Raw genomic sequence first — 8,160 nt, 5'->3', positions numbered from 1 at the left:
ATCAGGGTTACAGCGGATTGGCACGGCTATTGCGTTCTTGTACATTCATCCAGCACTTACGAGGTTTTTTATGTCCAGACGTTTTTTTATCCAGACGGCGGCCGCAATGGCCGCCGTCAGTTTGATGGGGCTGGCCCAGGCCCAGTCCACGCCGATCAAATTCCAGCTCGACTGGCGTTTTGAAGGCCCCGCCGCGCTGTTTCTGACCCCCGCGGCCAAAGGCTATTTCAAAGAGGCCAAGCTGGATGTCAGCATTGACGCGGGCAACGGCTCCGGCGGCACCGTCACCCGGGTGGCCTCGGGCGCCTATGACATGGGCTTTGCCGACCTGGCCGCGTTGATGGAGTTCCACGCCAACAACCCCGACGCACCGAACAAGCCGGTGGCGGTGATGATGGTCTACAACGACACCCCTGCCTCGGTCATGGCGCTGAAAAAATCCGGCGTCAAAAGCCCGGCCGACCTGAGCGGCAAAAAGCTCGGTGCCCCGGTGTTTGACGCCGGCCGGCGCGCCTTCCCGATCTTTGCCAAGGCCAACGCCGTCACCAATGTGACCTGGACGAGCATGGACCCACCGCTGCGCGAAACCATGCTGGCGCGTGGTGACGTGGATGCCATCACGGGCTTCACCTTCACCTCGCTGCTGAACCTGGAAGTGCGCGGTGTCAAAGCCGCTGACGTGGTGGTGTTGCCCTACCCGAGTTATGGCGTCAAGCTGTATGGCAATGCCATCATTGCCAGCCCCAAGCTGATCAAGGACAACCCAGGCGCCGTCAAGGCTTTTCTGGCTGCATTTGCCAAAGGCGCCAAGGATGTGATGAGCAACCCGGCGGCGGCGATTGCCGACGTCAAGGCGCGTGACGGCATCGTCAACGTGCCGCTGGAAACCCGCCGCCTGCAACTCGCCATTGACACCGCCGTCAACACGCCGAACGCCCGCACCGAAGGTTTCGGCCAGATCAACGGCCCGCGCCTGTCCTTGATGGCCAGCCAGGTGTCGGACGCTTTCAGCACCAAATCCCGCGTCAACCCGGATGCGGTCTGGAACGGCTCCTTCCTGCCCGCCAAGGCTGCGTTGGATGTGCTGCCAAAGAAATAGGCCTCTTTTTAGAAATAGGCCTATTTTTAGCTATTTATTTGATAGCTGCTTGCGTCAGTAATACCTGGGCCAGAGGCCAATTTCTTATAAAAATATGCAAAAAACACCCAGCCCTTGGTTTGTGGATTTCAGTGATGTCTGGCTGGCCTACAACGACGACCTGCTGGCGCAAAACCAGTTTGCCGTGGAGGCCATTGACCTGAAGGTGCGCCAGGGCGAGTTCATCGCCATCGTCGGCCCCTCGGGCTGCGGCAAGAGCACCTTCATGAAGCTGGCCACCGGGCTGAAGATGCCGTCGATGGGCAAGATCCTGATCGACCAGCAACCGGTGGCCGGGCCGCTCAAAATCTCCGGCATGGCGTTCCAGGCACCGTCGCTGCTGCCTTGGCGCAGCACGGTGGACAACGTGTTGCTGCCGCTGGAAATTGTCGAGCCCTACCGCAGCAGCTTCAAAGCCAAGCGCAAGGAGTACGAGGAGCGTGCCAGAGCCCTGTTGCAAAAGGTTGGTCTGGGTGGTTATGAAGACAAATTCCCCTGGCAGCTCTCGGGCGGCATGCAGCAGCGTGCCAGCATCTGCCGGGCACTGATCCACGAGCCCAAGATGCTGCTGCTGGACGAACCTTTTGGTGCGCTGGATGCCTTCACCCGTGAAGAGTTGTGGTGCATCCTGCGCGACCTGTGGACCGAGCAGCAGTTCAACGTGATCCTGGTGACCCATGACCTGCGTGAAAGCGTGTTTCTGGCCGACACCGTCTACGTGATGAGCAAAAGCCCGGGCCGTTTTGTCGTCAGGCGCGAGATTGACCTGCCGCGCCCGCGTGACCTGGAGATCACCTACACCGCAGCCTTCAGCGACATCGTGCACGAGCTGCGCGGTCACATCGGTGCCATGCGCCAAACTGGTGCGGCTATTGCGCAATAGCGGTGGCTGCAGGCACCAGCCATTCATCCCACGACGCCACCACCGGCTTCAAGTCCCCGCTCTTCTTGTGACACTATGAACAAAAAACAAATGGAACTCTGGTCACCCTGGCTGCTGCTGGTGACGGTGATTGTGCTGTGGCAGGTGTTGTGCTCGGCGTTTGACGTGTCCGAATTCATCTTTCCCAGCCCCTGGCGCATCTGGACGCAGTTCTGGGAATTCAGGGACACCATTGCCGGCCACGCCTGGCGCACCTTTTGGGTGACGATGGTCGGCTTTGGGCTGGCGATTGTGGTCGGGGTGCTGCTGGGCTTCTTGATTGGCAGCTCGCGCCTGGCCTACGCCGCCGTCTACCCGCTGATGACGGCGTTTAACGCCCTGCCCAAAGCGGCGTTTGTGCCGATTCTGGTGGTGTGGTTTGGCATTGGTGTCGGGCCGGCCATCCTGACCGCGTTTTTGATCAGCTTCTTCCCGATCATGGTCAACATCGCCACCGGCCTGGCCACGCTGGAGCCCGAGCTGGAAGACGTGTTGCGCGTGCTCGGTGCCAGGCGCTGGGACGTACTGGTCAAAGTCGGCCTGCCGCGCTCCATGCCCTACTTTTACGGCTCGCTCAAGGTCGCCATCACGCTGGCCTTTGTCGGCACCACGGTGAGCGAGATGACCGCCGCCAACGAAGGCATTGGCTACCTGCTGATCTCGGCCGGCTCCAGCATGCAGATGGGCCTGGCCTTTGCCGGGCTGGTGGTGGTGGGGGCCATGGCGATGGTGATGTACGAGCTGTTTTCTGCGGTTGAAAAACACACCACCGGCTGGGCACACCGGGGGTCACAAAACCACTGAAGCGTCGTGGTGGCACGCCCTGTGCTTAGGCTTAACCAGTGCATCAACAAAGGGCGTGTGACATGCGGCGGATTCGACGACTGGGTTTGTGGACGGTGGTATTGGGCTTTTGTGGTGTGGCCTGGGCGCAGAGCCCAGCCCTCACCCATCCGGGTTTGGCCAGGCAGGACAGCCTGAGTGCCGCCGACACCGCCTGGATGCTGACCAGCACCGCGCTGGTGCTGTTGATGACGCTGCCCGGCATTGCCCTGTTTTATGGCGGCATGGTGCGGCGCAAGAATGTGCTCAACACGCTGGCCAGCGTGGTGGCGATCACGTCGCTGGTGACCTTGTTGTGGTTCGCCGTGGGTTATTCGCTGGCGTTCACCCCGGGCTCTGCCTGGATGGGCGGGTTTGAGCGCCTCTGGTTCAGCGGCCTGGATTACTTCAAGGACTCGGGTCAGCTGGCGGTGAGCCACCTGGCGCCCCATCTGCCCGAGTCGGTGTTTGCGATGTATCAGCTCACCTTTGCCATCATCACGGCGGCATTGATTGTGGGTGCAGTGGTGGAGCGCATGTTGTTTTCTGCCCTGTTGTGGTTCATCGGCCTGTGGTCGGTGCTGGTGTATGCCCCGATTGCCCACTGGGTCTGGGAGCCGGGTGGCTGGCTGGTCAAGATGGGGGTGCTGGACTTTGCCGGCGGTTCGGTGGTGCACATCAACGCCGGGGTGACCGGGTTGGTGTGTGCCTACGCCCTGGGGCCGCGCCGGGGCTATGGCCGCGAACCGTTTCAGCCGGTCAACCTGGGGCTGACCATGATTGGTGCCGGCTTGTTATGGGTGGGCTGGTTTGGTTTCAATGCCGGATCGGCCCTGGCGGCCGATGGCCGCGCCGGGTTGGCCATGGCGGTGACACAGATTGCGGCAGCGGCCGGCGCCGTCTGCTGGATGTTGGGTGAGTGGGTGGTGCGTGGCCGCCCATCCCTGCTGGGCCTGTGCTCGGGGCTGGTCGCGGGGTTGGTCGCCATCACCCCGGCGGCGGGTTATGTCACACCGCGTGCGGCCTTGCTGATTGGCGCGGTGGCCGGGCTGGCTTGTTACTGGGGCGCCACCGGCCTAAAGAAACTGCTCAACGCCGATGACTCGCTGGACGTGTTTGGTGTGCATGGCATTGGCGGCATCGTCGGCTCGCTGTTGACCGGTGTGCTGGCACGCCAGGACATTGGTGGTGCGCCGGGGCAATGGTCTGTGCAGCTCATTGGTGTGCTGGCGGTGGTGGCTTACAGCGGTATGGCCAGCGCGCTGCTGCTGTGGTTCACCCAGGTGCTGGTGGGCCTGCGGGTGGACGAGGGTGCCGAAGACAGCGGGCTGGACTTGTCACTGCATCGCGAACAGTTGGGGACGTGAAAGGAGCTACACCATGCTGATGAGTGAAAAGTTTGCTCTGGCGGCACGTATTCATGTGTTGCTGCGGCGTCAGACCGGACGCGTCACCGACACCGAATGGATGATCAAAAGCCCGGAATATGCGGCGGAGATTGTGCGTTTTTCACGCGACTACGCCGAGAAGGAAGGCCACGCCGACCTGGCGGAACTGGCAACCAAACTGGCCGACATCATGTTGCCGCCGCGGCCAGCTGCCACCAATTACAAAAAGCCAGAACTGAGTTCCGAAGGCCATGGCCTGATCCGTTACGTCCGGGGTTTGCGTTGAAGCTGGCGCCGGTATGAGCTGGCAGGCCCGACTCGACGTGGATTACCGCGTTGAGCAGCAGCGCACGGTGGCCCGGTACAGCCACAGCGGGCCGCTGCGGGTGCTGCAAAGCCTGTATCCAGAGGGCGACGCGGTGTGCCACAACGTGCTGGTGCATCCGCCCGGAGGTCTGGTGGGCGGGGATACGCTGGATCTTCACATCACGGCCAGCGGCACCGCCCATGGCCTGGTGACCACGCCGGGGGCTACGCGCTTTTACCGCTCGGCGGGTGAACCGGCTGTGCAGCGCACCCGGATCACGCTGGCCGATCAGGCGCGGCTGGAGTGGCTGCCACTGGAGGCTATTGCCTACAACCAGTGCCTGGCCGAAAACCACCTGAGCCTGAATCTGGCGCCGCAGGCGGAGTGCCTGGGCTGGGATGTGACGGCCCTGGGCCTGCCTGGTGCAGCGCTGCCTTTTGAGCAGGGCCGTTTTCTGCAACATCTGGAACTGCCTGGTGTCTGGCTGGAGCGGGGCTGTGTGGACGCGGAGGATCGCCGTCTGATGGATGGCCCGCTGGGCCTGGCCGGGCAGCGTTGTATGGCATCGCTGTTTTGGGTGACAGGCTCGGTGATGGATCGCCAGCGTCGTGACGTTGGCCTGGCGCTGGCGCGCCAGGTGGTCGCCGCCCACGCCTTGAACCCCACGGCCGGCGCCACTTGCCCCAATGGCCAGGTGATGGTGGTGCGGGTGTTGTCACCGTTGGTGGAGCCGGCGATGGACTTGCTGCGCCAGGTGTGGGGGCAATGGCGGACCCATTTCTGGCAGCTGCCGGCGGTGAGTCCACGCGTCTGGTCAACCTGAGCGGGCAGACCGGCCGGTCCCCGGCACGGTATTTGCAGTTGTTTTTCTTCTACCGGCCCATCTGCGACAGATGGGCCCCTCATGTTCATCAACCTGATTGGAAACACCATGAAGAAAACAACGATTCTGGCAACGGGCCTGGCCGCCCTGGCCATGGGCGCGCAGGCGCAAAGCACGGTTCAACTGGCGGGGCTGGTTGATGCCTATGCCGGCTCGGTGCGCATGGCCGGAGATGCGGTCAGCAAATCCGTGGTGGGCAGCGGCGGCATGACCACCTCCTGGTGGGGCATGAGTGGCTCGGAAGACCTGGGGGGTGGACTCAAGGCCAACTTTGCCCTGACCTCGTTCTTGCGCGCGGACACCGGCGAAGTGGGGCGTTTTGGCGCCGACTCCCAGTTTTCACGTGATGCCAACGTTGGCCTGTCCGGCGCGTTTGGTGTGGTGACATTGGGCCGCAGCAAGGCGCCCAATTTCCTGCCGACCATTGCGTTCAACCCGCTGGGTGATTCTTTCACTTTTTCACCCTTGGTGCTGCATGCGGACGTTGCCCTCTTCAACGGCACCGGCTGGAGTTCGGCCGTGCCTTCTGACACCGGCTGGTCGAACCAGATCACCTACACCACGCCTGACATGGCGGGGCTCAAGGCCAATGTGCATTACCAATTTGGCGAGCAGGCTGCGGCCACCGACAAGAACAATGTGGGCTTGAACCTGATGTATTTCTCCGGTCCGGTGGGGCTGACAGCTTTCTGGGAGCGTGACCAGGTCACCAACCCGGTGCCCGCCGTGCTTGCCAGTGGTGCCACACGCACGGTCTGGATGCTGGGCGGCTCCTATGACGCCTCGGTGGTCAAGGGTTTCGCGACCTATGGCAAGTCCACCTCTGACCTGGCCGGTGTGGCAGACAAGACCACCGTGTCGCTGGGCCTGTCGGCACCGGTGGGTGGTGGCAAGGTGCTGGCGGCGTGGGCGCAGAGCAAGATCGACGGTGGCAACACGCGGGATACGGCCACGCTGGGTTATGACTACAACCTGTCCAAACGCACGGACGTGTATGCCCTGCTGATGAACGACAAGATCACCAACTTCGCCAGCGGTACCAGCTGGGGTCTGGGGGTGCGGCACCGGTTCTGACGCAGGCTACGGGTTTCTCAATGGATCTGAAATGCTCATCCTGGTGACACCGTGGCCCCGGCATCAGGATGTTTCAGCAGCAGACGGTCCAGGGCGTTGAGCACGTCAAACGATTCTGCAAAGTCGTTGAACAAGGTGGCGTTATCCGGTGCCGTTGTTTTTCCGGTCCAATTGGCGCGGAATTGGTCAAAAATTTCAGCAAAACTCCGACGGCCATCCACGAGACGCAGAATGGGTGCCGCATATTTGCCCGGGTTGACCATCAGGGAAACGCCCGAGTGCTGGTGCTCCAGCCTGAAGGGGGCGCCACGGCTGTTGCCAAACACGTTGGCAAGTATGTCTCCCGTGAGGGGTTCATGAAAAAAGAAGGGGATATACGCTGCGTCTCCATAGGGTGCGGTACAACTGGCGTCACGGGTGAGATAGAGCACATGGCTGGTGATGTTGCCAATCATGAGTTCAGCCATTTCATATTGTTTTCGGCGGGACAACTGGCGTAACTTGGCTGCCATCTGGGGTGGCTTGCGGCCCAGCACCATGTGCGGCAAATAGGGTGATCGGCCGCGCTGGGTGTCAGTGAAGGCCAGGTGGAAGCCATGGCCGTTTTCAGCACCGTCAAGTGGCTTGCCAAGCCAGTCAAATAACTCACCCACGGCATAGGCGCGATCCTGTGAATGCAGCAGTAGATCGTAGATGCCACTGTCGCCCACCTTGTGGTCATGGTACAGATCCTGGCCACGATTGAACCAGTTGCTTGCTGGCAGGCTGGCCAACAGGTCCTGGGTGTTGGCAATCTTGTCTTGCGTGTCCAGAGGTTCATTGCCAGTGCTTGAATTCACCATGCGCATCAGGGACTGCATCTGGTAGACGCCAGTGCGACCGATGCTGGCATACACCATCAAACCGATGGCACCATCGTCCTTGAGTACGCTTTGCAGCGCTTTGAACCCCAAATCCGGATCGGCCAGGTGATGCAACACACCGCTGCAGTTGATGTAATCAAATGGACCAACAGCCAAGCTGGGCAAATTCAACAACGAATCATGTACCCAGGTGATGTTGGTCAGCTGGCGTATTTCTGCCCGTTGTCTGGCAATAGCAATGCTGGCTTCACTCATGTCGAGGTGCACCACTTGGGCATTGGTATGGCGCAACTGCTCGGCCAGGAAAATGGTTGCGTCACCGGTTCCCGCGCCGGCCACCAGCGCCCTGAAATGATTCTGGAACGACTGCTTGCCGGCAAAACAGTAGTGGTTGATCATGGGGAGGTCTTCCAGCCAGGTCTGCACCAGGCGCTTGTGATCGTCTTGCGGGTCGCGCGCAGGATAGGGCAGCGCTTCGTATTGTTTTTTCACTTCTGGCAGGCAATTTTTTAACATTGAATTCGGATGTTGGGGGGTGAAGTCGAAATCAGAAGGCGGTTGATCGGTAACCGTTCTGGCCAGATGGGCAAGCTAGCCATTATCCAAGAAGCCGGTTTTTTACCAACGACGCAAAGCACAGTTTCTTCACCGCCTCAGCCCGGTTGCTGTTGGCCTGCATGTACCATCGTTGTGGTGTTGTTTCCCATTTTTTTCAGTCGCGGATCATGTCTCAACCAAATGCAAAACCGGGCAACTGGATAGT

8 protein-coding genes are annotated in these 8,160 nt (G+C 60.9%); 7 read left to right on the top strand and 1 reads right to left on the bottom strand.

Features of this window, described 5'->3' with window-relative positions; all coding sequences use genetic code 11:
• Positions 1-70: 70 nt before the first annotated feature.
• The 7 genes from PHW99_RS17175 to PHW99_RS17145 all read left to right on the top strand — a co-directional run bounded on the left by PHW99_RS17175 (position 71) and on the right by PHW99_RS17145 (position 6,534).
• Positions 71-1,099, top strand: coding sequence for an ABC transporter substrate-binding protein (locus PHW99_RS17175; RefSeq protein WP_300180478.1), 1,029 nt, complete (start codon positions 71-73; stop codon positions 1,097-1,099).
• A gap of 94 nt (positions 1,100-1,193) precedes the next feature.
• Complete coding sequence (locus PHW99_RS17170) at positions 1,194-2,021, top strand: ABC transporter ATP-binding protein (protein WP_300180475.1); 828 nt, start codon at positions 1,194-1,196, stop codon at positions 2,019-2,021.
• A gap of 75 nt (positions 2,022-2,096) precedes the next feature.
• The gene (locus PHW99_RS17165) at positions 2,097-2,864 is read left to right on the top strand and encodes an ABC transporter permease (RefSeq protein WP_300180472.1); all 768 of its coding nucleotides are present in this window, start codon (positions 2,097-2,099) and stop codon (positions 2,862-2,864) included.
• Positions 2,865-3,061: 197 nt separating this feature from the next.
• Complete coding sequence (locus PHW99_RS17160) at positions 3,062-4,249, top strand: ammonium transporter (RefSeq protein ID WP_300180481.1); 1,188 nt, start codon at positions 3,062-3,064, stop codon at positions 4,247-4,249.
• A gap of 13 nt (positions 4,250-4,262) precedes the next feature.
• Complete coding sequence (locus PHW99_RS17155) at positions 4,263-4,556, top strand: hypothetical protein (RefSeq protein ID WP_300180469.1); 294 nt, start codon at positions 4,263-4,265, stop codon at positions 4,554-4,556.
• A 13-nt stretch (positions 4,557-4,569) separates the two neighbouring features.
• On the top strand, positions 4,570-5,400 hold the full coding sequence (locus PHW99_RS17150) for an urease accessory protein UreD (protein WP_300180466.1): 831 nt from the start codon (positions 4,570-4,572) through the stop codon (positions 5,398-5,400).
• A gap of 108 nt (positions 5,401-5,508) precedes the next feature.
• Positions 5,509-6,534 (top strand): porin, encoded by a 1,026-nt coding sequence (locus PHW99_RS17145; protein ID WP_300180463.1) that lies wholly within the window; start codon positions 5,509-5,511, stop codon positions 6,532-6,534.
• A gap of 35 nt (positions 6,535-6,569) precedes the next feature.
• On the opposite strand, the gene PHW99_RS17140 is transcribed toward PHW99_RS17145, so the two are convergent.
• The gene (locus PHW99_RS17140; protein WP_300180460.1) at positions 6,570-7,889 is read right to left on the bottom strand and encodes a class I SAM-dependent methyltransferase; all 1,320 of its coding nucleotides are present in this window, start codon (positions 7,887-7,889) and stop codon (positions 6,570-6,572) included.
• Positions 7,890-8,160: the final 271 nt, after the last annotated feature.

It is taken from the genome of Rhodoferax sp., from assembly GCF_028689305.1.
Lineage (GTDB): Bacteria > Pseudomonadota > Gammaproteobacteria > Burkholderiales > Burkholderiaceae_C > Rhodoferax.
Note: the sequence above shows the minus strand (reverse complement) of the source record. Positions and strands in the feature narration are given on the sequence as shown.